Here is a 23882-nt window from a genome sequence, read left to right on the forward strand (position 1 = left end):
CCCCTTCGATACTTTAAAAATTGACCGCTGTTTTATCAGCAACATCACCGATGGTTGCACAAATGCAGCGATTGTGAAAGCTATTATTGAAATGGCGCACAGTCTCTGTCTTGAGGTAATTGCCGAAGGAGTTGAGACGGAAGCAGAAAAAGATTTTCTCTGGCGCTACGAGTGCGATACAATGCAAGGATATTTGTTCAGTCGTCCTTTGCCCGCAGCGGATTTTGAACAGTTGCTGCTGGTGGAAGGCAAATAGAATATCGCTGAAGTCAATATTTGTTCGATAATCAAGTGCGAGCGGGGTGGAATATGGTTTTAGAATCCAGCAGTAACGTTGACTCACTCAAATCAAGCAATAAAAAAAATAAAGATGTTTACATAGCTGTTCAACTAACTATAGCGATCGTGTTTTTAGCTATTCTGTCCAATTTTTTTGTCATCGTCAACGCTGGAGAACGGGGCGTGATGATGCAGTTTGGTAAAGTGCAAGAACAGGTACTCGGAGAAGGACTTCACGTAATTCTCCCCATAGTTCATACCGTACAAAAGTTGAGCGTGCGAGTGCAAAAACAGGAAAGTTCCGCTGAAGCTTCGTCAAAAGATTTGCAAGATGTTTTTACAGATGTCGCGCTCAACTGGCATATTATTCCCGATGAAGCCAATGCCATTTTTCAAGAAATAGGAAAAGAAAAACAAGTAGTCGATCGCATTATCAATCCCGCAGTCGAAGAAGTGCTCAAAGCAGTCATGGCTAAGTACACTGCCGAAGAAATTATTACTAAACGTGGAGAAGTTAAAGCCGGAGTTGATGATTTTTTGACATTGAGGCTGGTTACATATCATATTGCCGTTGACGATATTTCTTTAGTACACGTTCACTTTTCGGAGCGGTTTAGCGATGCGGTGGAGGCGAAACAAATTGCCGAACAGGAAGCAAAAAAAGGGGAGTTTTTAGCACTTAAGGCTGTAAAAGAGGCCGAGGTTAAGGTTAATTTAGCAAAAGGAGAAGCAGAAGTTCAAAGATTGCTCAGGGACAATTTGACTGCGGAATTGTTGGAAAGACAAGCTATCGAAAAATGGAATGGAAAATTGCCACTGATTGTGGGCGATGGCAGTAAAAATATATTGGATGTGAGAAAACTATTCAACAGCGGTAATTAAGTGCTGTAGGGACACGGCAATGCCGTGTCCCTACGGGCATCTTACCAATTACTAGCAAATTCAGTTAATATCTGTTCAAAGGCTTTACTAATTCCTGTTTGAAAACGTTGCCTGTGCTTCAGTTTTAAAACTGGTTGAACTATTTCCATAGTCGGCTGAGAATTTTCTCTAAAATCTACAATTTGAAGAGCTCGCAGTGTCGCAAGCTGTAGTTCTTTCTTTACCATTAATTCAGGAATAGCCGCTGCACCGGCGCCACTTTCAACCACAGCCTTTACCATTTCGCTACTGTTCAAAACTAAAACTGCATTCAATTCAGCGGGATTGATGCCCCAACTTTGCAAAGCTTGTTCAAACATTTGCTGAGCTCCCGAACCCGGTTCTCGCATCACCCAATCTGTTGTCGCAATTTCAGTTAAACTAATTTCGGCTCGCTCAAACCAAGGGTGGGATTTGCCAACCACAATCAGCAAGCGCTCGCTACCTACAACTTCTGCTTCTATAGTAATCTGAAGCGCGGGTTTAATGTCTCCCGTCACCAAACCTAAATCAAAAATTCCTGTCGCCGTCCCCGTGCAAATCTCATCTGCATTGGCGAGGGTGCAATTCACGGTAATACCGGGGTACTTTTGTTTAAAATAGCAAAGTTTTTCTGGCAACCAGTAGTTGCCAATTGTCAGACTCGATCCCAAATTAAAATCTCCTCGCTGCAAGTCGTTTAATTCTCGCAATCCTCTCTCGGTCAAAGCAACTTGGTCGAGAATTTTCTGCGTTTCGATTTGCAGCAACTTGCCAGCTTCTGTGATTTCGATGCGGCGACCGATGCGGTGAAAAAATTTTACTCCGTATTGCTCCTCTAAGTTTTGAATTGCGGCGCTGACAGCGGGTTGAGTGATGTAAAGTTCCTCCGCCGCCCGGCTGAAGTGCAGGTGTTCCGCTACAGCTAGAAAAACTCGCAGTTGGTCTAGCGTCATTCCGGCCATTCTTCCTTCCCCCTTTACCAAATACAGTTACTTTTCGAGACTAAAATCTATTGCGGCTAAGCTTTGACCCCAATCTTTCGATCGACTCTATTGTACAGGTTGGAATTGCCAAAAAAGAACGGTTGCCAGCAGTTAATTAAATATTCCTTTTAACGTCAAGGGTTTGAGCTTTTGGCGGCCGATCGCTCCCGTACCGCCAACAGTTCTTTTCCGGGCCACTGCATCACTTGCACTTATTAATTCAATAAAAAACAACATTTGATTCTACCCCAGAAGGGGATTACGCTTATACTTAAGCTTCGAGAGCAGGACCCGACGCTGAACCAGAACCGACAAGTTTAAGCCGATCGACTTTTGGCGATCGACAAAAATAGAGAAGATAAATGACTAAAAAAATCCAAAAAAATCAGAGTGTCCACGGCTTAAAGCCGGACTGCCTTTCCTTCGGAGAAGTTTTAGCTCAATCCTTTACCGTCATTGCACCTACAACTATACCCGCATCCAATATAGGCTTAATCGTTGCTCTTTCAGGAAACGGAACTTGGCTGAGTTTTCTAATCGGCTTGCGGGTAGCGTGGGCATTCCCGGCAGCACTATGTTCCCACCTCCAGAAGCTCCTTACGATGCGTTTCCTTACTTGTTCTTGATGTACTTGGTGGCTACTTGCGGCTGGTTTATCTTGCAGCGGCTGCGCTCTCCTGAACTTGTCGGCTCGATGGAGCAGGGTATTGACGCAATTCACGCCAAATTCGAGGCAGAAAATGCAATTTACGGCGGTGTTCGATTGAAGACAGTATCGATCGACAACAACGGCTTTGATTAGTAATTGTAGGGGAAACACTGCCCACCCAAACATTTGATTTGACGCGGCAAAAAAAGCAGGCGTAAAAACCCAGCACAAAAATTAAGGAGATACAGAAATGAATGAACTACTAACAGCAATTTCTACTGGTATGACAGCTTTTACAGCTACGAATCTTGACGATATTCTGATTCTGCTGCTGTTTTTCTCGCAGGTAAATTCAGTATTTCGGCACAGGCATATCGTCTTCGGTAAGTATCTGGGCTTTAGTGCACTGGTTTTAGTTAGCCTTCCCGGCTTTTTTGGCCGCTTAATCTTTCCGCCAGATTGGATCGGAATGCTGGGTTTGCTGCCAATTGCGATCGGGCTTAGCCGCTTGCTGAATCCAGAAACTGACGATTCCGAAGGTGAGGCAGAATTAGAGCAATCTGAGAAATCTTTTTTGAGCAACTTTCTGTCTCCTCAAACTTGCAGCGTTGCAGCGGTGACGGTGGCAAATGGAGGCGACAATATCGGCATTTACGTGCCCCTGTTTGCTAGCAATACTTTAGAAAGTCTGGCGGGGATTCTCGCTGTATTCTTCGCGATGGTGGGCGTTTGGTGCTACGCTGCTTATCGGTTAATTCAGATGCGGGCGATCGCAGATACTCTGACTCGCTACGGCAATCAGCTTGTGCCTTTTGTTTTGATCGGATTGGGAATTGCGATTCTAGTAAAAAGCGGCACGTTGGCAAGTCCAACTTTAAGTATAATATCTTTAGTTGGTTGCGCTTGTTGTCTGATAACTATGAGCAGAAGTAACGCCACCGAACCGGAAGTTTAGGAAAGTTGAAGGGACAGAACATGAGTTGGATTGCAGCAGCGATTATTGCCGGGATTACATCTTTTGCCGCAACCAATATCGACGATATGGTGCTTTCGATGCTGTTCTTCGCCCAGGTAAATGATACTTTCCGCCCCCGGCATATCTTTGTCGGTAAGTACCTCGGATTTGCAGCACTCGTCGCTGCTAGTTTGCCCGGTTTTTTTGGCGGCTTAATTGTGCCGAAAGCTTGGATTGGCTTGCTGGGTTTGGTTCCGATCGCGATCGGCATCAGTCACTTAGTCAAGAGAGAAAATGAGGAAAATGAAGTACAAGCGGTATCGGGCGAATTTAACCGTCAATCTAACTCATCTGCGGTGTCAAAACTAGCAAATCTTTTCAACCCCCAAACTTTGAATGTGGCTGCGGTAACAGTGGCGAACGGGGGAGACAACATCGGCATTTATTTGCCGCTGTTTGCTAGCAGCGATTTGCCGAGCTTGATGGTGATTTTGGCGGTTTTCTCGGTGATGGTAGGTGTTTGGTCTTATGCCGCTTACCGGTTAACTCGCCAAAGGGCGATCGCCCGTATTTTGACTCGCTATACCAAGGCTGTTGTCCCTTTCGTTTTGATTGGCTTGGGAATCTTCATTCTGATAGACAGCGGTACTTATCGCCTGCTCCCGCTATACCCCTCAAGATAGATTTTCTCTCGGAAATTGTGAAAAAAAAATGCGGTGCAAATATTGTTAAATATTGTGCCAATTAACTTTACAATTATCAGATAAATGATAATATAAAGTGTAAAAGTAGCGGGCTGTTTGCCTCAATATAGCATTTTTCAATCGGACGAAATACAGTAGGGACACGGCACTGCCGTGTCCCTACCTACAGAGACACGGCACTGCTTCACTCAACTGAAAACCGCTGTATTAAAATTCCCATAAAAAGGGAATTTGTAAATCATTGAAGCACCTAACAAAGGAGAAAAATTGTGAGATTCTTGAAACTTGTTTTAGTGGTCTTAGTCATTGCGGCCAATTTAGTTTTTGCTCCCGCCTCTTGGGCTGAGTCAGACAAGCCTAAATACACGAGCAATCCCGACTACATAGAGGTGAGTCAAACTCTTGACACTCTGTTAGCGGCGAAAAATTCAACCGAACAAAATGAGAGTTACACGCCGGAAGAACTTCAGCAAAAAATCGCTCAGTTGGAGTTTCAAAAATACACTTTAGAAACGGGTAAAAACTGGGGCCAGTGCCGCAACGATACAGGAAAAACGCTGGCTGTTTACGGCCCGAAACGCAAAAAAGCAGCTTCTTCTTACGAGAATGCTCTTTATTTTCTGGGGGCCGGCCAAACAACTGAACATAAATGGGATTGCGATGGAATTTATCTGCCCAGCGATGTCACAGCAACCGATTTAAGTGTGGGCGATAAACTTGCACAAGCATTGACCGGCGGTGTAGCTGTTAAGATAGTTGACGGAACTCAATTTGTAGCGACAGCTAATCCCGATACGGCGGCTGTTGAATTCAACGTTCCTACTGCTAAAGTTTTCAAGCCCGGGGATGCGAATTGGTTTGTTCCTGACGTGACTCAGGCGTACATAGATACGCAAGTTCCCAACGCACCTACTGAGGAAAATGATTAGTTTTGGTGAAGTTGTAATGCGATCGGCTGTATAAAGCCCGCTGCAACTAAAAATCAAGCCCGGAGAGTTCTCCCCCGGCGGATAATCGTCCAAGCTCGATCGCTCGTGCCGTAGGGACACGGCATTGCCGTGTCCCTACCTCTGCTTCATATTTGCACTTAAAATTAAAAGGTTTATCTATGCTATTAAACTTCAAATTCACAAAAGTAAATAAAGAAAAGACTAAGCGACCAAATCCGTCGCGGGTGCGGGATCACTTGGCAAACGAGCGCACTTATTTAGCATGGATGCGGACAGCAATATCGCTGATGGGTTTTGGGGTAGTTATCGTGCGCCTTCGCGCCTTCCATCCCCCTCTGCTGCCCAATCCCGGCAATGGCTGGAAGTTGGGTTTGCTTTTTTCAGCAGTGGGTTTGCTGACGGTGCTATTATCAACTAAGCACTACTTCGGTGTCCGCCACGATATCGATTACGATACTTATGAACCAACCGATCGCTGGGTAATTCTTTTTAGCCTCGCGATCGCACTTCTAGGGGCTGGGGTAATTTATTATATGTTCACCGTTCCTTCCAGCTTAGAAGGTTTGATGACACCGGAATAATGGCTGCGGTTTAATATCAATGTTAAAGAGTTCGATCGCGTGCAGTTATCTACACCGAGGAAAGTTAATTTGTAGGGTGCATCGCTGCGACCTGTTAAATTGAACTTGTAAATTTTAGATGGCGACGCACCTCATTTACCACAGAAAGCCTAGATCGTTCACATCGATGAAAGTAGATGAGAAGAAACCAAGGGAGCAAAATTTGTCATGGGCGATCGACCGATCGGCAAACGAGCGCACCTTCTTAGCATGGATGCGGGCGGCGATCGCACTCATGGGTTTTGGCGTCGTCGTCGTGCGACTTCGCGTCGTCCAACTCCCCGTACAGTACCGTCAGGCGATGGGGTGGAAATTGGGTTTAATCTTCTCTCTAGTAGGTTTGGGGACAGTCTTAATCTCAACTGTGCATTACTTCACCGTTCGCCACCACATTGACTACGATACCTACGAGCCACCAGACGGCATGGTATTCTTCTTCAGTTTCGCTGTCGGCTTATTGGGAATTGGAGTAACTTATTCGATTTTGGCAGCCGCCCTGGGATCGGTCACTGTTGTGATACCCGATTGAGCGCACAGCAGACTTAACAGTCAACGGCAATTGAGTATAAATACAGCAGATTCCACGTTTATGAAGTACACCGCGCGATCGATCGATCCCCGTAGGGACAAAGGCTTTCGCCCTGTCCCTACTACTCGGTCTCGATAAACTACAGTAAGTCGATCGAGTTACTAGACATTTACTCGGTTTTGATGATAAACTACGGTAGATCGATCGAGTTATGAGTTTTTGACGTGAAAAATGCTAAAAAAGTCAGTGAAGAGTCCCAACTTCCAGCACAGCCAGCCCCTGAGAAGTTACCCGAAGCTAAGCCACACGGCTTGAAGAAAGGCTGGTTGAAAAAACTCAGAGGCGGATTGCTGCTAGCAATTGGATATTTGCTGTCACCGCTGTGTTGGTGGAATGATTTATTTTTCAACCTGCCAATTGCCTATGCCTTTGGGTATATCTGTAGCTGGCTTTCTCCAGATTTACTGTTTCCTTGCTCAATCGTTGGCTACTGGCTTTCCAACATAGCTGGAATTCTCTTGATGCAATTCGGGGCTGTAGATGTTTTTACAGACAAACCCAAGGAAAACAACCTCAAAAAAGAGTTATTGACGGGTTTAGTCTCATCAACCGCATTCACAGTTGTCGTTGTGGCATTGATTCATTTTAAGGTTCTCGATACTCCCGACCTATTTTCCAGCAAAGAGTCGATTAACCTCAGCTCTCTTTTACCTATGATGCTCGTCACTCTCAGGTAAAACGTAGAAGGCAGAATATAAACCCAATAAATCAATCGAGGGTTTTTTCAATCAGTAACACAGGGATATATAAGAAAATCAGGGAGCTTCTACACTGTAAATTGATGGAATAATATCTATTTCCAGTTGCTTAAATTTGCCAAGATGATTATCGCGGGAAACCTTTAAAACTTCAAGCGTTCACCAGCATAATATCTGGCAGCAAAAGATTTAAATGCAAGTTACATTTTGCCTGTGTTGCTGTGTTTTAGCAGCCACCAATACTATCACTTGGTTGGTTTTCTACGCTTAAGTACACAGTTTTTGGGCATAACAGTGAACTACTTATTACTATCGTCTCTCAGCTTTTTCGTGGGAATTATCGTTGGCTTGACCGGAGTTGGCGGAGCGTCGCTCATCACCCCAATGTTAATTTTTGTTTTTCAAATTCCGGCATCAATTGCTATTAGTTCGGATGTCGTAGCTGCTACACTGATGAAAGTAGTTGGTGGCTTCAAACACTGGCAGCAAAAAACCCTTGACTTGCAAGTAGTTAAGTGGTTGGCTTTGGGGAGCGTACCCGGTTCGCTGGCTGGGGTGTGGCTTTTACACTGCATCAAGTGCAGCGGAAATACGAACTTAGATTGCATATTGCTGCGCTGTCTGGGAGTTGCGATCGCCCTAATTGTAGCTTTATCGCTGACACAATTACTGCTGAAAACATTTTTCCCAAATTTGAAATTGCCTTCGCCCCCTGAATGGGACTTAAATACTAATTACGGCCGTATTTGTACTGTGAGTGCAGCAGCAATTTTAGGTTGCATAGTGGGAATCACTAGCGTGTCTTCCGGTGCGATGTTTGCACTGCTGCTGATTGCTTTTTTCCGCCTGGATTCTTCTAAATTGGTGGGTACAGATATTTCGCAGGCGGCAATTTTGTTGACGTTTACCTCTCTGGGACACCTCAGCCTCGGAACGGTAGACTGGAGTTTAGTATTGCCGATTTGGTTGGGTTCGGTGCCGGGAGTTTTGGTAGGTGCTAAATTCTGCCAAATTATGCCTCAACGCCCGCTTAAGTTTGCGATTTACGGAATGTTGGCGATGGCGAGTTGGAAGTTGTATCAAGTCTGAAAATTCAATCGATTTTGGATTTGAGATTTTCTATCAAATCCGGTAGCATCGGAGTTAATGTTACCCACAATCAGGACACGGCACTGCCGTGTCCCTACAATTAATCCGGGTAGGGACAGGGCACTGCCGTGTCCTCCTTGGGGTAGGGACAGGGCACTGCCGTGTCCTCTTAATTGTTAATTAATGCTTCGAGTTGGCTGACGGTCGGCAATTCTAAGTCTTTGAACAAGGCTGTACTGAGGTAGCGTTCGCCATAAGAAGGCTGCACAAAAACTATTAATTTTCCAGCATTTTCGGGACGCTTGCCGACTTGAATTGCCGCAAACAATGCTGCACCGGCAGAAATTCCTGACAGCAATCCTTCTTCTCTGGCTAGCCGGCGGCTGTAGGCGATCGCATCTTCGTCGCTAACTGCAATTACTTCATCAATTAACTCTGGTTTCAACACTTCCGGGATGAATCCTGCACCAATTCCTTGAATTTTGTGAGCACCGGATTTGCCTCCAGAAAGTACGGGGCTCTTGGCAGGTTCGACTGCGATCGCCCTAAAACTCGGTTTCCGCTGTTTAATTACCTCAGCAACTCCAGTAATCGTACCGCCGGTGCCAACTCCAGCAACTAAAAAATCTACTTTACCCTCTGTATCTTCCCAAATTTCCTCGGCCGTTGTTTCCCGGTGAATTTTCGGATTAGCGGGGTTGCGAAACTGTTGCAGCAGGAAAGCATCGGGAATTTCTTCTGCAATTTCTTCCGCACGGGCGATCGCGCTTAACATCCCTTCATGTCCCGGAGTTAATTCTAACTGAGCTCCGTAAGCTTTCAACATCGATCGGCGTTCCGTACTCATCGTATCCGGCATCGTTAAAATCAGACTGTAGCCTTTCGCCGCCGCGATCATTGCCAAAGCAATTCCAGTATTGCCTGAAGTCGGTTCAACTAAAATAGTTTTCCCCGGTTGAATTAACCCCGCATCTTCTGCAGCCTGAATCATGCTCGCCGCAATCCGATCTTTCACCGAAGCAGCCGGATTCATCCCTTCCAATTTTGCCACAATTTGAGCAACTACTCCTTCGGCTTGGGGAATTTTATTGAGCTGAACTAAAGGAGTTCTGCCAATTATTTCTGTAACATCCTTAGCAATTCTCATGGCTTAATTTCTCTCCTGTTAAATGTAGTACATGGGATGTGCTTGTTTGCGAACGTCCCGCTGTTCGCACAAATCTTGTAATGTGTATTTGCCCAAAACCGCCCAAGATGCCTGTCGAGCTTCCTGCCAGATTTCTAGCACCGCAGTTTTTTCTATTGTTACAGATTCCGAAACTTTTTTGGCCGGGCCGCTGCCATCGCCTTCTAGAGTCGAGAACACCTCTAGCAAAGTAATTTGCCAGGGTTCTTTTGCCAGCAAATAACCGCCTTTAGCACCCCGCAGACTCTGGACGATACCCGCACGCCGCAGCACGGTAAGAATTTGGTCGAGATATCGTTCCGGTATCTCTTGAGAAGCAGTAATTTCGTTCACTGTTAGGGGCGAATCCTTCGGGTGGTGGCTCGCCAGTTCCAAGAGCGCTAACAGGGCATATTCTACTCTAGAAGATAGTTCCACATTCCCCACTGGCGATCGAGTTTAAATTGTACATTATATCATAGTACACAATTCCGGTAGGTGTACAGGTGTTATTATATTTTTATTACAAAAACGGTAGGAGAAATCATGTGAGCAACGTAAATGTAGGCAATTTAAGCTGTCGGCACTGTAGGTATTACGAGCAGCACGGGCACAGGGGCGGAAACTGCCTTCAGCTCGGCGTGGCGGTACAGGGTGCGTGGAAAGCTTGCCCCTTCTTGGTTCCACCCTTTGTACCGTCTTGGGAACACCCTGAAGCGGGTAGATCCCGACAGTCTCAAATGTTGCAGGGAGCGAGTATTTTACAGGCAATACCGCCACCTTGAAGTAACTGCTAAGTAGGTAGGCGGATATATGCTGTGTCATCGTTAAGTTGATTCATACTGATATCTTGCACCATTGTCAGCAACAGGCTTTCCGGCCTGTGAAGCGAGAAAATTTATCTTTTGTGGAACAGGCATCTTGCCTGTTCATAAAAGGCTAATTGAGAATGGTGCAAGATATCAGTTCATACTGACCTACTTGGGGGCAGTCAACAGGTGCGAGATATCGCATCTGTTGGCAGTGAGAAGAAAGAAATCAGGAGAAAGAGAAAAGCAAGAGCGATCGCACTTGCCTTTAAACTTATTGAGTAGTCGAGGAGAAAATTTAATTAACCCAATTTCGCTCTAGATTATCTCCGGCCCAGACCATTCTCAATTTGATCGAAGATTGCACCGTCAGCAAAGAACTTGCTTTGCGCCCCGCTCCAGCCACCCATATCGCTGACTGTAAACAGTTTGCCAATTCTGGGAAACTTACTGCTAAATTCTCCGGCTACCGTCGAGTTAACAGGCCGAAAACCCACTTTAGCAAATTCTCGCTGAGCTTCCGGCGTGTAAAGATATTTCACAAAAGCCTCTGCCACTTTAGTAGTGCCGTGTTTGGCTGCGTATTTATCAACTACAGCCACGGGGTTGTCAATGGAAATATTCACTTGGGGGATGATGAAAGGTTCAGCTTCGCCTTGCGTTTTCGCCAAGAGAATTTCGTTTTCGTAGTTTATCAGTACATCGCCTTGGTTTTGTTTGTAGAAGGTATCAGATGCTTCGCGGGCATCTTTAGGAAGCACTGGCACGTTTTTATACACCTGAGTGACAAAGCTGCGGGCTGCTTGTTCGTTTCCTCCGTTTCGAGTTACGGAACCCCACAAAGCTAAGAAGTTCCAGCGCGCGACACCAGAGGTTTTGGGATTAGCAGTAATTACTTTGATGCCCGGTTTGGCTAAATCCGCCCAGCCTTGGATTTTTTTAGGATTGCCCGACCGCGCTACTAATGCTACGACTGATTTGCTAACAATGCCGTTATTGGGTACTTCTCGTTCCCAACCCGCTTTAATTAAACCGGCTTGTTGGATGCGATCGGTATCTAAAGCCAGGGATAAATGCACTACATCAGCTTCCAAACCATCAATCACAGCGCGAGTTTGGGAACCAGAACCGCCGTAGCTTTGGCTAAACTTGACATTCTGGTTGTTTTCTCGTTTCCACTTCGCCACAAAGCCGGGAACAATCTTGTCGTAGGCGGATTTGGTAACAGCAAAGGAAACTAAGGTGAGTTCGACATCTTTAGGTTTTGGCTGGCTGATTGCAGGCTGAGGGATTAACCAGCTCAAGCCTAAACCTACTGCAAAAAAGAAAGTAAAAAATCTGAACAGGGACGATTTTAGCAGCGCGGCTGATTTAAGAGAAACAACTGGCAAACCAGTTTTTTTCTTGAATAGCTGCAACACACTATCTTTGAGATGATGGTACCGCATTGATGTTTCTTAGTTCCTCTTATTTTTTATCAGGTGGATTTAGCGCCAAATTAAGTGTAAGGCGCTTGATATAGAGCAAATGCAGCCTGATGAGATTTGCCCGGAGAATCTATAAGATTTCGCTGCTTTGGCAATTCTTGTTAATGGCTCTAATGGCAAGATTGAGAGACTGTTTTGCTAGCAATTGGGCGATCGCTCTTTGAGTGCGATCGCCACCTCTCTCTACTTAATCCAATACATTACACTATTAAATACTTAATGTCTATAGGGAAACAGTAGTTTTTTAGGCGCGCTTGGCGGGACAACGCGACATCTGTAGGGACAAAGGCTTTGCCTTTGTCCCTACCCGCAGCTCGATCGCCCATTAGTGCTGGAGATTAATTCTCAAGTCGCAAGAGCGATCGCCCGATTATACCCTTAGATTTCGTAGTGCCACACCTCGGAAGGTTGCAGAATAATCCGGTGCAAAGGCAGGCGCTCGATCAAACCTTGCTGCTCAAAAATTCCGAGGGTGCGAGTGACGGTGACGCGACTTGTACCGAGGATTTCGGCGATGTCCTGATGCGTTAAATTCATATCGATCAGATGTCCTTGCTCTACCTCTGAACCAAACTTTTTAGCCAGCCAATTCAGTAGTTTATAGAGCATGAAGTCAACTCTTTTGTAACCTCGCATTACCATAAACTCTTCAGCCTGCTGAATGTGATTGAGCAGAATGTCTCTATTCAGCCAGCGCTCGGCAGATAATAGAATTGCTTCGACTTTAGTAAGGCATTCAATTTGATAAGGATCGCATTTTGATATCGGTTTGCCGATCGCATCGCCGGAGCCCCACAATCCCAAGGTGATAATTGTGCCATCTTCCAGCCAGGTTACAGTTCGCACTACCCCTGTTTCAATTTGCCACAGAGCATTGTTTCGGTTGGGCAAGTACGATCGGCGACTAAATATATGTCGCTTCGTTTCTTCAAAAGTTTGAGCGGAAAGTGAGGAAATAGTCATATACAAAAGAAGGGAAAGGGTAAGGTAGAGTTGATTTTCGCGCGCTGTGCTAAATTCCGGCACCGTCTAGAAACTCCGCAATCAATATATCGGAAGACAGCGATAATTCATTTCTTTTTGCCTCAGTTGGCTCGGATTCAATTGTTTTGGGCCAACACGAGCTAGATTTTAAAATATTAACTTGGTCTTCTAAATACTTAATTCGATCGAACAAAGCTCGAATGGCTTGAGCTTCCAAATCAGGTGTATTTTGAGAATTTTGAGCATCTCCCGCCTGCTGTTTTCGAGAGATGATGCGGCCGGGAATTCCCACAACCGTGCAATCGCTAGGAACATCCCGCAGCACTACCGAACCCGCACCAATGCGAACATTATTGCCAATTTGGATATTGCCTAAAACCTTAGCGCCGGCTCCCACTACAACATTTTCTCCCAGCGTCGGATGCCGTTTTCCTGTTTGTTTGCCCGTGCCGCCGAGGGTCGCTCCTTGATAAATTACAGCATAATTTCCGACGATCGCAGTTTCGCCAATTACCACCCCCATGCCGTGGTCGATAAACACGCCACTACCAATTTTCGCTCCCGGGTGGATCTCAATTCCCGTCAAAAAGCGGCTCAGTTGGGAAATCAAGCGCGGTACAAACGGAAGTCCAGCCGAGTAAAGCCAGTGTGCCCTCCGGTGCAAAAAAAGTGCTTGCAGTCCGGGATAGCAAAATAATACTTCCAGCCAGTTGCGCGCAGCGGGGTCGCGTTCGTAAATGATTTGTAAGTCGCTCAGCATATCTAGTCTCCCCGTATTTCGGTTCTACATTACCGGCACTGCCGGTAATTTTAGCTGCATCAAGCAGTCTTGCTGGCAGCATTATTACCCATAATACTATAAATCTATCGATTTACCGTAGTTTATTGGCAAAATTTCCGCCTTCTCCTTTTCTTTCTAAGCAGCCTCAGAGGTTTTATGCGAAACCAACGGTGCAGTTTTTCTAGCTTCTTGCCGCAGAGGAATCTCGATCGAGAATTCGGTTCCCCGTCCGGGTTCAGACTCGCACCGCAGGGAACCTTTGTGCTTTTCTACTACAATTTTGTAGCCGATCGACAGTCCCAATCCCGTGCCTTTTCCGGCTGGTTTGGTAGTAAAAAACGGGTCAAACAGCCGCTGTTTGACATTCTCTGGAATGCCGGGGCCGTTGTCAGATATCCGCACAGTTATTTTATCTGGCATTGAATATTCTGTAGCAATCGCGATCGTACTGGGATTAATTTTTGATTCCCATTCGCCGCGCTCGATGCTGTAACTGTCAAGGGCATCGATCGCATTGGCAAGAATGTTCATAAACACCTGATTTAACTGTCCGACATAACATTCAACCATCGGTAAGTTGCCGTAGTTTTTAACAACCCCGATCGGCGGGCGATCGGCTGTAGCTTTCAGCCGGCTTTGCAGAATCAGCAGAGTGCTGTCAATGCCTTCATGGATGTTGACAGGTTTCATTTCTGCTTCGTCCAAGCGAGAGAAATTCCGCAATGATTGGACGAGTTGAATAATGCGATCGGCTCCAATTTTCATCGATGAGAGCAATTGTGGCAAATCTTCGCACAGAAACTCAAATTCAATATTTTCTAGATGCTCTGAAATTTCCGGGTGAGGGTTAAAATAGTGTTTGCGGTACAGTTCTACTAACTCCAACAAATCCTTAGCATATTCGCTTGCGTGGTGGATGTTGCCGTAAATAAAATTAACAGGATTGTTGATTTCGTGGGCTACGCCAGCAACTAACAAACCCAAACCAGACATTTTTTCCTGCTGAACCAGTTGAGATTGAGTTGACTGCAACTCCTGTAAAGTTTCTTCTAGTTCTTGAGATTTAGCCGTACGTTCTGCTGCTATTTTTTCGATGCGCTCGGTATAATTGAGCAAGCTTAATAAATAACGTGTTGCTGCCAGATTTAAGACGGTTCCGAAAACTAAAACAGTCAGCGATCGCCAATATTTTAAAGGATTAATGTACTCCGGCGTTACCAGAAATCGCAGCAACCACCTGCGGTTTTCGATATTGAGGATGCGAGTGCAACTGCTGCCGTCCGGGCAGTAAATTCTTTCCCCAATTTGGAGTGTATTTTTAATATTTTCGTCTGTGATTATCCTTTTTGTCTTGGATTCGTAAAAGGCGAGAAATTTTTCTGATTCAGAACCCATAGCATCTTGAATGTCAACATTAATAAAGTTTAGCTTGGTTTCCTGCACGGCAGATTTAACGATAGCATCAATCAGCACTACACCCATAGTAAAACCTTTTAAGTTTTCGTTTTCCCGGGGGGGTACACTTGGCGATAACGCTGAAGTATTCGCTGAGATTTTATTAAAAATAGGCAGGAATACAAAGACGCTGGGTAGATTTTCTGATGAAAATATTTGGCGTTCAGTAGCGGTAATTTCTTGTCTTTTTGCTGCTTGTTCTAAAGCTCGCCGATTGGGAGTCAAGGCTAAACCTGAATCTATTTCATCTGTCAGGAATTGCTGAGACTCAGAAACGCGGGGCAGCCACGCGATCGCCTTCAGACTAGGGTGGCGGTACAGGGCCGAACCGACAAATTTCTCGATCTCGGGTTTTTTATCGTCCTCAAATACGCTGTAAAAAGCTCCGGCTGCCCGAATTACTTCTATATTGCCGCCAACATCTCTCTGGATGTCTGTAGCTATTTTGTCCAGCCGTTCTTGCAGTTCGGCTTGCATGAATTTGTATTCCCAATTGTACGCGATCGAACAGGCGATCGCAGACAGTCCAAATCCTGCACAAAGTGTTAATCCTGCCTGGATGCGGCGGCGATAACCAAGTAAAGTGCTAGTTGCTAAATTCAACAATTTGTTAGCATTCATATTCTTCGCTGACCTTTTTTTATCGTTCCCACTCAGAGCCTGGGAATGAATTTCAGGAGGAAGCTCCTCCGGTTTGGAGCCACGAGACACCATTACCAGGCACGAGCCTGGTAACGATGTGGCAGCAGTGTTTTGTAGCAGCTCCCCGATAGTATTTTGAGTAAGATGCAGCCGCTGATTTTAAATTGAATAAACAGGGAAAGTCATCGCGTGTTTGGGCTTGACGTAAACCTGTTGCTCTCGCTGTAACTGTAGAACGTCGAAGCGATCGCGACTGACGTAAGCTGTCACCATTTGGCCCGATTCCAACAGCAACTCGGTTTGAATTTCCCGCCCTAAATGAATGATGCGGCTGACTTTTGCTAATGCAAAACCCGACTCCGGCTTAGTTTGAATTTCCACGTCGTGGGGGCGCAAAAACAATACTTCAGAATGAGCGGCTCCGTTTTTGTGAGCCGTTGTGGCGTTGCTGGCGAACATACCCGCAGTATTCGGCAGCACATTGACCGGCCCAATAAAACTCATCACAAAAGCTGTTGCCGGTTTGTCGTAAATTTCAGCAGGAGTGCCAACTTGTTCGACTCTACCTTTGTTCATCACCACAATTTCATCAGCTACTTCCATAGCTTCTTCTTGGTCATGAGTAACAAAAACTGTGGTGATGTTAACTTCTTTGTGAAGGTTGTGCAGCCACGATCGCAATTCTTTGCGGACTTTAGCATCTAATGCTCCAAAAGGTTCGTCTAGCAGCAGCACTTTCGGTTGAACTGCTAGAGCTCTGGCCAAAGCCACCCGCTGCCGCTGGCCGCCGGAAAGTTGCGAAGGATAGCGATCGCCCAAACCTGTCAACTGAACTAAATCCAAAAGTTCATCAACCCGCCTGCGAATAGAGTCTTTAGGAACTTTGCGAATTTCCATCGCAAAAGCAATATTTTTCTTAATAGTCATGTGTTTGAACAAAGCGTAGTGCTGAAACACAAAACCGATATGCCGTTCCTGCACCGACTGCTGGGTAGCATCTTCGCCGATCAGGTAAATATGACCGGTGTCCGGCGGTTCGAGTCCCGCAATCATCCTCAGCAGAGTCGATTTCCCGGAACCTGAAGGCCCCAACAGCGCGACTAAAGAGCCACTTTTAATTTCCAAATTCACGTTGTCAATGGCGTGAAAGGAGCCGAAGTGTTTAGATACGTTCTGAACTGTAATGCTCATGACTTTATTTACCTATTTTAGGAGTTTAAAACATAAACCCCACTTATCTGACAGATTTACAGTAGTATATCCTGAAAATAATATTTTGCAAGGTCTGTAACTTTTTATATAGGATCTCGATGCCCTCCTGATGGGAATGCGCTTGAAAGTTGACGCTAAGAGTCGGAAGAGTTAACCCGTGAGCGTTTCGAGATGTGGCTGTATCGGTGACGGGCGATCGTCCGAGAATAAGCAATGCTGAAAATACGCAGAAACCGGGTTTGATGGACGAAAAAACTGCATCAAAACCTTTAAAACCTTTAATCCCCCTCAAAAACCCGGTTTCTATGCTGTCGATCGATATTTTACGGCTGCCGACAATTCCCCGATTCCCGGCGATATGGAAGATTTCAGGTAGGAATTGCTCAATCTGAACTGCGATCGCACACAATTTAGATCACAATAGTTAATTCAGAAGCCCGCCAGCTTCACCTTTGAGAAACTACCAAGAATAAGTTCTAACAGAGACACCACTATGGGAAAACCAACAGGCTTTATCGAATTCTTGCGCGAATTGCCCTCGGAACTCTCACCAGTCGAGAGAGTCCACAACTGGGACGAATTTCACCTGCCGATGGATGAGGACAAACTCCGCACCCAAGGCGCGCGCTGCATGGACTGCGGCATTCCGTTTTGCCACACGGGCACAATTATCAGCGGCATGGCAAGCGGCTGCCCAATTAACAACCTCATCCCCGAATGGAACGACCTAGTATATCGCGGACTCTGGAAAGAAGCCCTAGACAGACTCCACAAAACTAACAACTTCCCCGAATTCACCGGCCGCGTCTGTCCCGCGCCCTGCGAAGGCGCTTGCGTGCTCGGCATCAACAACCCGCCGGTCACGATTAAAAACATCGAAGTCGCAATTATCGATAAAGGCTGGGATGAAGGCTGGATTACCCCCGAACCGACCGCCAAACGCACCGGCAAAAAAATCGCCGTCATCGGTTCCGGGCCCGCCGGTTTGTCCGCCGCCGCGCAACTCAACAAAGCCGGTCATTGGGTAACAGTATACGAAAGAGCCGATCGACCAGGCGGCCTGCTAATGTATGGCATCCCCAACATGAAGCTAGACAAAGAACAAGTCGTGATGCGCCGCCTGAAAGTCCTCGAAGACGAAGGCGTGACATTCGTCTGCAACACCGAAGTCGGCAAAGACTTACCAGCAGAACAACTGCTAAAAGAATACGACTCCGTTGTGCTCTGTACCGGCGCGACAAAACCCCGCGACTTGGGCATCCCCGGTCGCGAATTAAAAGGCATCCACTTCGCAATGGACTTTTTGACTGCGAACACCAAAGCAGTTTTAGACAAGAGCACCAACGATAACTTCATCTCCGCCGAAGGCAAAGATGTCGTAATTATCGGCGGTGGCGACACAGGCACCGACTGCGTGGGCACCTCCATCCGCCACGGCTGCAAAAGCCTGGTACAGCTAGAAATCCTGCCCAAACCTCCCTCAGAACGGGCGGCCAACAATCCCTGGCCCGAATGGCCGAAAGTCTACCGTCTCGACTACGGCCAAGAAGAAGCCGCAGCCAAATTCGGCGACGACCCCCGCGGCTATCTCACCACCGCAACAAAGTTCGAGGGCGACGAAAACGGCAATGTCAAAGCCGTGCACACCGTTGAGGTGGAGTGGGCGAAAAACGAGAAAGGGCAGTTTATTCCGAAACACATCCCGGACACCGAAAAAGTGTTGCCCGCACAGCTTGTGTTGCTAGCGATGGGCTTCCTCGGCCCGGAACAGCCCTTGCTGGATGCGCTGGGATTGGAACGCGACGCGCGCAGCAACGTGAAAGCCGAGCACGAAAAATATACAACCAGCATTCCGGGAGTGTTCGCGGCTGGGGACTGTCGCCGGGGACAAAGTTTGGTTGTTTGGGCAATTAATGAAGGGCGCGGCGTGGCCCGTGAGTGCGACCTTTATTTGATGGGGAGTACGGATTTGCCTTAGTAGGGTTTACAGTAGGGACACGGCAGTGTCCCTACCGTAGAATCTGTACTTCACTCGACTGAAAACTGGTATATTACCCATTAGTTTGTAGTAAGGACTGAAGTCCTTTCTTTTCTCAGGGCTAAAGTCCTGACTGCGAACCTATTTTGCTAAAATACAAGTACATAAACAACTTAACTTTGATACATTATTCAGGTTTCCTGCAACAAATCTACTAAATTAAAAACCTATGACTACTCATCCTATCAACCGCGCAACTACCCTCAAAACTGCTTTTCGAGTTTGTAATGTCGAACCATTAGAAGGCGATGACCTCGATCGCTATTACGTTGATTTATCAAAGGTTCGCAAAACCGAAGCGATCGCAGGTGTCAGTAACATTTTAGACTTTCAAGAACCCGAACAGTTTACTACAATCCTGTTTACAGGGCATCGGGGCTGTGGCAAAAGCACCGAATTGAAGCGAATTCAAAAGCACTGGGAAAAAGATTATCGCGTCATTTATCTGGAGGTGGACGAAGAAACAGATATTAATGATGTCAGTTATACAGATTTCTATTTAATCGCTATCAAGCAAGTTGAGTTTGAAATGCGGGGGCTGGGGCTGAAATTAGATAGTCGGCTGATGGGTAATTTTGAGGCTTGGTTTAAGGATGTTACCGAAGAAACAGAACAGACTGTGGAAAGTTCCGTAAGCATCGAAGGAGAAGCAACCTTGGGGCCAGAAGCTCCCTTTTTAGCAAAGTTATTGGTTAAGTTACTGGCACAAATCAAAGGCTCAGATAAGCAGAAAAAAACAATCCGCCAAACTTTAGAAAAAGATATTTCACGATTAAAAGCAGATATCAACTTGCTGTTAAATGATGCTGTTAAAAAATTGCGGGAGAAGTTTCCTAATTATAAAGGTTTTCTGATAATATTTGATAATTTAGACCGCGTTCCTCCCAAGGTGGCAAACCATTTATTTTTTGACTATGCTGCTCAACTTCAAGAACTGTACTGTACGATAATTTACACTGTTCCGCTTTCAGTTCTTTACTCGTCTCAAAATGCCATAAAGAATTTTGACTGTCCTCACATTGTCCCAATGGTCAATATTTATGAATTTGAGCGAGATAGCTGTGACTTAAACTACAACGAAGTTAGCTTAAATGCTATGGCTAGTTTAGTCGAACGTCGAGTTGAAGTTGACAAAATCTTTGAGTCTCGCGAACAATTGCTGGAATTAGCAAAAGCCAGCGGCGGTCACGTTCGTCAACTCATGCAGATGATGCGGACGGCTTGCATAACCGCCAGCGGTCGCAGTCATGCTAAAATAATGGCTGAAGATGTTACCTATGCAGTCAAACAAGAACAGTTTAATTTTGAGCGGTTCATTCCACAAGATCATTATCCTGTTTTAGCTCAAGTTTGTTTGACCAAAAATATTAATAAAGATGAAATCAGTGAATTAATATTATTTAATCTTTCGGTTTTGGAATATAACGGCAAAAATCGATGGAACTATCCGAATCCGGTGGTGAAGCAAAATGAAGAATTCCAAAAAGCTCTTCGAGATGCCAGACAATCCAATGTTAACCCTGAATAATCGGGATTTAAAAATTGGGCAGTTTCTAGCGGTAAATCAGCAGGCTTTTACTGAACTGTTGACGTTTGTTGATTTTTCGGACAAGTTTACGATTGGGTTTGTAGAAGTTAATTTTAATGAAGAAGCTGATTGGTTAATTGAGAGTTTGAAAAATCATCCTATTTCTCAAGAAAATCAATTGGAAGTTTTGAATTTTGATGAAAATTTGCGCTTTCTCCGAGACGAAATTATAAAAATTTTACCGACAATTAAGCGAGAGGCAAATAAAGAATTAGTTTTAATTGTGCGGGGATTGGAAAAATCTATTGGCAAATTTGGCGAATATCCTCCGGTTTTACAAGACCTCAATTTTGTGCGAGATGCTTATAAAACCAGCGTTCCGCATCCGATGCTGTTTGTTTTGCCGGACTATGCGATTACTCGTTTGGCGAAGTTTGCACCGGATTTTTGGGCGTGGAAATCGGGGGTATTTCTCTTTAAAACTACTCAATCTACTAGAGATGATGCCGTTGCTAGGACTCTGGATTCGGCAAGGCGTTTTAGTACATTACAAACGCCAGAAAAGCAAGAACGAATTGAACTTTTAGAGTCTTTGTTGATGGAGTACAATCCGAGTCATTCTGGAGCGGAAAAAAATCCTAGTGCTTGCAGCAATATTTTACATCAACTGGGAGTTGCTTATCTCAGTCAAGGAAAGCCAGTTAAAGCGAGGGAGTATTTAAAAAAAGCTTTGGAGTTGACACAGGAATCGGAAAATTTATCGCTGCAAGCAGAAGTTTACAATGAATTGGGTAAATCTTACGAGCAAGAGGGACAATTTTCGGCGGCAATCAGTGACTATCAAGCATCACTGGAAATTAGCCGCACACTGGGAAACCGTCGCGGTAAAGCTAATGCTTTGTATTATTTGGGGAATGTCTATAAGGATTTGCAAGATTGGCAACAGGCAACAGTTTTTTATCAGGAAGGTTTAGAAATTGCACAAGAAATTGGAGATATCTATTCTCAAGCTAGCACATACCAGCAGTTAGGATGGGTGGCACAGCAAATGTGGAATCTGACTGAAGCTGAGCGTTATTATCAACAAGCTTTAGAGATTTTTAGCGAATTGGGCGATCGCTCTGGTAGAGCATATAGTTGGGGATTATTGGCAGAGATAGAGCGAAATCGCGGCAATTGGGATGAAGCAGAGAGCTTGTACCAGCAATGTTTGGAATTAATGACAGAATTGGGCGATCGCTCAGGTATGGCAAAAAGTTGGGGACTATTAGGAGAGATAGAGCGAAATCGCGGCAATTGGGATGAAGCAGAGAGATTGTACCGGCAATGTTTGGAATTAATGACAGAATTGGGCGATCGCTCAGGTATGGCATATACTTGGGGAGCGTTGGGAGAGATAGAGCGAAATCGGGGCAATTGGGATGAAGCAGAGAGATTGTACCGGCAATGTTTGGAATTAATGACAGAATTGGGCGATCGTTCTGGTATGGCAATAAGTTGGGGAGTATTGGCAGAGATAGAGCGAAATCGGGGCAATTGGGATGAAGCAGAGAGATTGTATCGGCAATGTTTGGAAGTTGAGACAGAATTGGGCGATCGCTCTGGTATGGCAACAAGTTGGCGACTATGGGGAGAGATAGAGCGAAATCGGGGCAATTGGGATGAAGCAGAGAGATTGTATCGGCAATGTTTGGAAGTTGAGACAGAATTGGGCAATCGCTCTGGTATGGCAAAAAGTTGGGGAAGATTGGGAGAGATAGAGCGAAATCGGGGCAATTGGGATGAAGCAGAGAGATTGTATCGGCAATGTTTGGAAGTTGAGACAGAATTGGGCAATCGCTCTGGTATGGCAAAAAGTTGGGGAAGATTGGGAGAGATAGAGCGAAATCGGGGCAATTGGGATGAAGCAGAGAGATTGTATCGGCAATGTTTGGAAGTTGAGACAGAATTGGGCGATCGCTCTGGTATGGCAACAAGTTGGGCATGGTTGGGATATATCGAGGGAAATCGGGGCAATTGGGATGAAGCAGAGAGATTGTATCGGCAATGTTTGGAAGTTGAGACAGCATTGGGCGATCGCCGTGGTATGGCAAGTAGTTGGGGAAGATTGGGAGATATCGAGCGAAATCGCAGCAATTGGGATGAAGCAGAGAGATTGTATCGGCAATCTTTGGAATTAATGACAGAATTAGGCGATCAATCTGGTATGGCAACGAGTTCGGGAGTATTGGGAGATATCGAGCGAAATCGCGGCAATTGGGATGAAGCAGAGAGATTGTATCGGCAATCTTTGGAAGTTGAGACAGAATTGGGCGATCGCTCTGGTATGGCAACGAGTTGGGGAGTATTGGGAGATATCGAGCGAAATCGCGGCAATTGGGATGAAGCAGAGAGATTGTATCGGCAATCTTTGGAAGTTGAGACAGAATTGGGCGATCAATCTGGTATGGCAACGAGTTGGGGAGTATTGGGAGAGATCGAGCTAAATCGGGGCAATTGGGATGAAGCAGAGAGATTGTACCGGCAATGTTTGGAATTAATGACAGAATTGGGCGATCGCTCTGGTATAGCAAGGAGTTGGGGAGTATTGGGAGATATCGAGGGAAATCGTGGCAATTGGGATAAAGCAGAGAGATTGTATCGGCAATGTTTGGAAGTTGAGACAGCATTGGGCGATCGCTCTGGTATGGCATATAGCTGGGGACTATTGGGAAATATCGAGCGAAATCGCGGCAATTGGGATGAAGCAGAGAAATTGTACCGCCAATATTTGGAATTAATGACAGAATTGGGCGATAACTCTGGTATGGCAACGAGTTGGGGACTATTGGGAAATATCGAGCGAAATCGCGGCAATTGGGATGAAGCAGAGAGATTGTATCGGCAATCTTTGGAATTAATGACAGAATTGGGCGATCGCTCTGGTATGGCAAGTTTGATCGGTTGTTTGGGAGAAATTGAGATGCTTAGGGGTAACTTGGATGCAGCAGAACCACTTTTAAAAGAGTCTTTAGCGAAGTTAGAAGAACTAGGAGAACCTAGCGAAATTGCCGAGGCCAACTACGATTTAGCACGACTTGAACGCAAACGCAACAACCCAGAGCTTGCCCAACAACATTACAACACAGCCCATCAAATCTTTCAACAATTGGGAGCCACGAAAGATTTAGAAAGAATCGAGCGAGAGTGGCACAACCCGGATGTTTAAGTAATATCAAATCCGCCCTTCATCGGAATTATTCATCTCTCTCTTCTCTTCCTCTGTGTTCTCTGCGGTTAAATCATTCCGTAAGGATTCAGGTCTGAAGAATGGGAATGAGCTCAGGCATAGCCAAGTCACAAGAATGGGCAGAAATAGCCTC

General features: G+C 45.6%; 24 protein-coding genes. 15 read left to right on the forward strand and 9 right to left on the reverse strand.

The genetic code is table 11. The features are described 5' to 3' along the window. Together QUA02_RS23675 and QUA02_RS23680 are read left to right on the forward strand one after the other, a co-directional pair. On the forward strand, positions 1-256 hold a 256-nt coding region (locus tag QUA02_RS23675; RefSeq protein WP_333031322.1), incomplete at its 5' end, for an EAL domain-containing protein. 53 nt (positions 257-309) lie between these two features. Continuing rightward, positions 310-1161, forward strand: coding sequence for a prohibitin family protein (locus tag QUA02_RS23680; protein WP_333031323.1), 852 nt, complete (start codon positions 310-312; stop codon positions 1159-1161). 41 nt (positions 1162-1202) lie between these two features. On the opposite strand, the gene QUA02_RS23685 is transcribed toward QUA02_RS23680, so the two are convergent. Continuing rightward, positions 1203-2135, reverse strand: a complete 933-nt coding sequence (locus QUA02_RS23685; protein ID WP_333031326.1) for a LysR family transcriptional regulator — start codon at positions 2133-2135, stop codon at positions 1203-1205. Positions 2136-2276: 141 nt separating this feature from the next. Then, positions 2277-2402: a hypothetical protein gene (locus tag QUA02_RS23690; RefSeq protein WP_333031328.1), complete on the reverse strand. Its 126-nt coding sequence runs from the start codon at positions 2400-2402 to the stop codon at positions 2277-2279. 283 nt (positions 2403-2685) lie between these two features. Between QUA02_RS23690 and QUA02_RS23695 the strand changes: the two genes are divergently transcribed. The 8 genes from QUA02_RS23695 (at position 2686) to QUA02_RS23730 (ending at position 8419) form a co-directional block, all read left to right on the forward strand. Further along, positions 2686-2967 (forward strand): hypothetical protein, encoded by a 282-nt coding sequence (locus QUA02_RS23695; RefSeq protein WP_333031330.1) that lies wholly within the window; start codon positions 2686-2688, stop codon positions 2965-2967. Positions 2968-3064: 97 nt separating this feature from the next. Then, on the forward strand, positions 3065-3769 hold the full coding sequence (locus tag QUA02_RS23700; protein ID WP_333031332.1) for a cadmium resistance transporter: 705 nt from the start codon (positions 3065-3067) through the stop codon (positions 3767-3769). A 20-nt stretch (positions 3770-3789) separates the two neighbouring features. Next, a complete protein-coding gene (locus QUA02_RS23705) occupies positions 3790-4452 on the forward strand; it encodes a cadmium resistance transporter (RefSeq protein ID WP_333031334.1) in 663 nt (220 codons plus the stop codon). Positions 4453-4742: 290 nt separating this feature from the next. Then, positions 4743-5402 (forward strand): hypothetical protein, encoded by a 660-nt coding sequence (locus QUA02_RS23710; protein WP_333031337.1) that lies wholly within the window; start codon positions 4743-4745, stop codon positions 5400-5402. 179 nt (positions 5403-5581) lie between these two features. Beyond that, complete coding sequence (locus tag QUA02_RS23715; RefSeq protein WP_333031338.1) at positions 5582-6004, forward strand: YidH family protein; 423 nt, start codon at positions 5582-5584, stop codon at positions 6002-6004. A gap of 166 nt (positions 6005-6170) precedes the next feature. After that, positions 6171-6572, forward strand: coding sequence for a YidH family protein (locus QUA02_RS23720; protein WP_333031341.1), 402 nt, complete (start codon positions 6171-6173; stop codon positions 6570-6572). A gap of 224 nt (positions 6573-6796) precedes the next feature. Further along, positions 6797-7309, forward strand: coding sequence for a DUF7980 family protein (locus tag QUA02_RS23725; protein WP_333031344.1), 513 nt, complete (start codon positions 6797-6799; stop codon positions 7307-7309). 315 nt (positions 7310-7624) lie between these two features. Further along, positions 7625-8419, forward strand: a complete 795-nt coding sequence (locus tag QUA02_RS23730) for a sulfite exporter TauE/SafE family protein (protein ID WP_333031346.1) — start codon at positions 7625-7627, stop codon at positions 8417-8419. Between the two features lie 169 nt (positions 8420-8588). Here QUA02_RS23730 and cysK read toward each other — a convergent pair whose 3' ends face one another. Together cysK and QUA02_RS23740 are read right to left on the reverse strand one after the other, a co-directional pair. Beyond that, positions 8589-9566 carry a cysteine synthase A gene (cysK, locus tag QUA02_RS23735; RefSeq protein ID WP_333031348.1) on the reverse strand — a complete coding sequence of 326 codons (978 nt, stop codon included), beginning with the start codon at positions 9564-9566 and terminating at the stop codon, positions 8589-8591. An 18-nt stretch (positions 9567-9584) separates the two neighbouring features. Continuing rightward, positions 9585-10022: an RrF2 family transcriptional regulator gene (locus QUA02_RS23740; RefSeq protein ID WP_333031350.1), complete on the reverse strand. Its 438-nt coding sequence runs from the start codon at positions 10020-10022 to the stop codon at positions 9585-9587. Between the two features lie 110 nt (positions 10023-10132). On the opposite strand from QUA02_RS23740, the gene QUA02_RS23745 reads away from it, so the two are divergent. After that, on the forward strand, positions 10133-10369 hold the full coding sequence (locus tag QUA02_RS23745; RefSeq protein WP_333031353.1) for a hypothetical protein: 237 nt from the start codon (positions 10133-10135) through the stop codon (positions 10367-10369). 347 nt (positions 10370-10716) lie between these two features. On the opposite strand, the gene QUA02_RS23750 is transcribed toward QUA02_RS23745, so the two are convergent. From QUA02_RS23750 to QUA02_RS23770, 5 genes are all read right to left on the reverse strand, one after another. Beyond that, positions 10717-11841, reverse strand: a complete 1125-nt coding sequence (locus tag QUA02_RS23750) for a sulfate ABC transporter substrate-binding protein (protein WP_333031357.1) — start codon at positions 11839-11841, stop codon at positions 10717-10719. Positions 11842-12258: 417 nt separating this feature from the next. After that, positions 12259-12843, reverse strand: coding sequence for a Crp/Fnr family transcriptional regulator (locus QUA02_RS23755; protein ID WP_333031359.1), 585 nt, complete (start codon positions 12841-12843; stop codon positions 12259-12261). Positions 12844-12892: 49 nt separating this feature from the next. Next, the gene (gene cysE / locus QUA02_RS23760) at positions 12893-13624 is read right to left on the reverse strand and encodes a serine O-acetyltransferase (RefSeq protein ID WP_333031363.1); all 732 of its coding nucleotides are present in this window, start codon (positions 13622-13624) and stop codon (positions 12893-12895) included. 156 nt (positions 13625-13780) lie between these two features. Further along, positions 13781-15721 (reverse strand): ATP-binding protein, encoded by a 1941-nt coding sequence (locus QUA02_RS23765; protein ID WP_333031366.1) that lies wholly within the window; start codon positions 15719-15721, stop codon positions 13781-13783. Between the two features lie 180 nt (positions 15722-15901). Then, positions 15902-16933: a sulfate/molybdate ABC transporter ATP-binding protein gene (locus QUA02_RS23770; protein WP_333031368.1), complete on the reverse strand. Its 1032-nt coding sequence runs from the start codon at positions 16931-16933 to the stop codon at positions 15902-15904. Between the two features lie 194 nt (positions 16934-17127). Here QUA02_RS23770 and QUA02_RS23775 point away from each other — a divergent pair, with 194 nt between their 5' ends. From QUA02_RS23775 to QUA02_RS23790, 4 genes are all read left to right on the forward strand, one after another. Then, a complete protein-coding gene (locus QUA02_RS23775) occupies positions 17128-17346 on the forward strand; it encodes a hypothetical protein (RefSeq protein WP_333031371.1) in 219 nt (72 codons plus the stop codon). 101 nt (positions 17347-17447) lie between these two features. After that, positions 17448-18932, forward strand: a complete 1485-nt coding sequence (gltD, locus tag QUA02_RS23780; RefSeq protein WP_333031375.1) for a glutamate synthase small subunit — start codon at positions 17448-17450, stop codon at positions 18930-18932. Positions 18933-19161: 229 nt separating this feature from the next. Then, positions 19162-20520, forward strand: a complete 1359-nt coding sequence (locus tag QUA02_RS23785) for a P-loop NTPase fold protein (protein ID WP_333031378.1) — start codon at positions 19162-19164, stop codon at positions 20518-20520. Continuing rightward, positions 20462-23728, forward strand: a complete 3267-nt coding sequence (locus QUA02_RS23790) for a tetratricopeptide repeat protein (RefSeq protein WP_333031381.1) — start codon at positions 20462-20464, stop codon at positions 23726-23728. Before QUA02_RS23785 ends, QUA02_RS23790 begins: the two co-directional genes overlap by 59 nt. Positions 23729-23882: the final 154 nt, after the last annotated feature.

The sequence above is a fragment of the Microcoleus pseudofavosus SVA1_A4 genome (assembly GCF_036700565.1).
In the GTDB taxonomy this organism is placed as follows: Bacteria; Cyanobacteriota; Cyanobacteriia; order Cyanobacteriales; family Microcoleaceae; genus Microcoleus.